Genomic DNA, 1,888 nt, shown 5'->3' with positions numbered 1-1,888 from the left:
GTACAGAAAGCCAAATCCGGCCACCCGGGGGCCCCGATGGGTATGGCTGACATTGCCGAAGTGCTGTGGCGTGATTTCCTGAACCATAACCCGAACAATCCGGCCTGGGCTGACCGTGACCGTTTTGTGTTGTCAAATGGCCATGGTTCGATGCTGATTTACAGCCTGCTGCACCTCACTGGCTACGATCTGCCGATATCCGAGCTGAAAAACTTCCGCCAGCTGCACTCCAAAACCCCGGGTCACCCGGAAGTCGGCTACACCGCAGGCGTGGAAACCACCACCGGTCCGCTGGGCCAGGGTATCGCTAACGCGGTCGGGATGGCTATCGCCGAGAAAACCCTGGCGGCGCAGTTCAACCGTCCGGGACACGATATCGTCGACCACTACACCTACGCCTTCATGGGCGACGGCTGCATGATGGAAGGCATTTCTCACGAAGTGTGCTCCCTGGCCGGTACCCTGAAACTGGGTAAACTGGTGGCGTTCTATGATGACAACGGCATCTCTATCGACGGCCACGTTGAAGGCTGGTTCACCGATGACACCGCGAAACGCTTTGAAGCCTACGGCTGGCACGTGGTGCGCGGCGTGGACGGTCACGACGCTGACGCCATCAAACGCGCGGTAGAAGAAGCACGGGCGGTCACCGACAAACCGTCCCTGCTGATGTGCAAAACCATCATCGGTTTCGGTTCGCCGAACAAAGCCGGTACCCACGACTCCCACGGCGCGCCGCTGGGCGACGCCGAAATCGCCCTGACCCGCGAAGCGCTGGGCTGGAAACACGCGCCGTTTGACATCCCGTCTGACATCTATGCCCAGTGGGATGCCAAAGAAGCCGGCCAGGCGAAAGAAGCCGCATGGAACGAGAAGTTTGCGGCTTACGCCAAAGCCTTCCCGCAGGAAGCAGCCGAATTCACCCGCCGTATGAAAGGCGAAATGCCGTCTGACTTCGACGCGAAAGCTAACGAGTTCATCGCGAAGCTGCAGGCCAACCCGGCGAAAATCGCCAGCCGTAAAGCCTCGCAGAACGCCATCGAAGCCTTCGGCCCGCTGCTGCCGGAATTCCTCGGCGGCTCCGCAGATCTCGCGCCGTCCAACCTGACCCTGTGGTCTGGCTCTAAGCCGATCAACGAAGACGCTGCCGGGAACTACATCCACTACGGCGTGCGCGAGTTCGGTATGACCGCTATCGCCAACGGTATCGCGCTGCACGGCGGCTTCCTGCCGTACACCTCCACCTTCCTGATGTTCGTGGAATACGCGCGTAACGCGGTACGTATGGCCGCGCTGATGAAACAGCGTCAGGTGATGGTCTACACCCACGACTCCATCGGTCTGGGCGAAGACGGCCCGACTCACCAGCCGGTAGAGCAGGTGGCTTCCCTGCGCGTGACCCCGAACATGTCCACCTGGCGTCCGTGTGACCAGGTGGAATCCGCGATTGCGTGGAAATATGGCGTGGAGCGTCAGGACGGCCCGACCGCGCTGATCCTCTCCCGTCAGAACCTGGCGCAGCAGGAGCGTACCGCAGAGCAGCTGGCGAACGTGGCCCGCGGCGGTTATGTGCTGAAAGATTGCGCCGGCCAGCCGGAGCTGATCTTCATCGCCACCGGTTCAGAAGTGGAGCTGGCGGTTGCCGCATGGGACAAACTGACTGCCGAAGGCGTGAAGGCGCGCGTGGTTTCCATGCCGTCCACCGACGCGTTCGACAAGCAGGATGCGGCTTATCGCGAATCCGTACTGCCGAAAGCCGTGACCGCGCGCGTTGCCGTGGAAGCGGGTATCGCTGACTACTGGTTCAAATACGTTGGCCTGAACGGCGCCATTGTTGGCATGACCACCTTCGGTGAGTCTGCGCCGGCTGAGCAGCTGTTCGAGGAGT

The 1,888-nt window shown here is 61.3% G+C and carries 1 protein-coding gene; it reads left to right on the top strand.

Annotation, left to right across the window (positions count from 1 at the left end; all coding sequences use genetic code 11):
* A partial coding sequence (tkt, locus tag RRF55_RS27065) for a transketolase (RefSeq protein ID WP_048996460.1) occupies nt 1–1,888 on the top strand: 1,888 nt, incomplete at both ends.

The sequence above is a fragment of the Klebsiella sp. K47 genome, from assembly GCF_051858335.1.
In the GTDB taxonomy this organism is placed as follows: Bacteria; Pseudomonadota; Gammaproteobacteria; order Enterobacterales; family Enterobacteriaceae; genus Klebsiella; species Klebsiella pneumoniae.
This window is presented reverse-complemented; position numbering and strand designations above follow the sequence as displayed.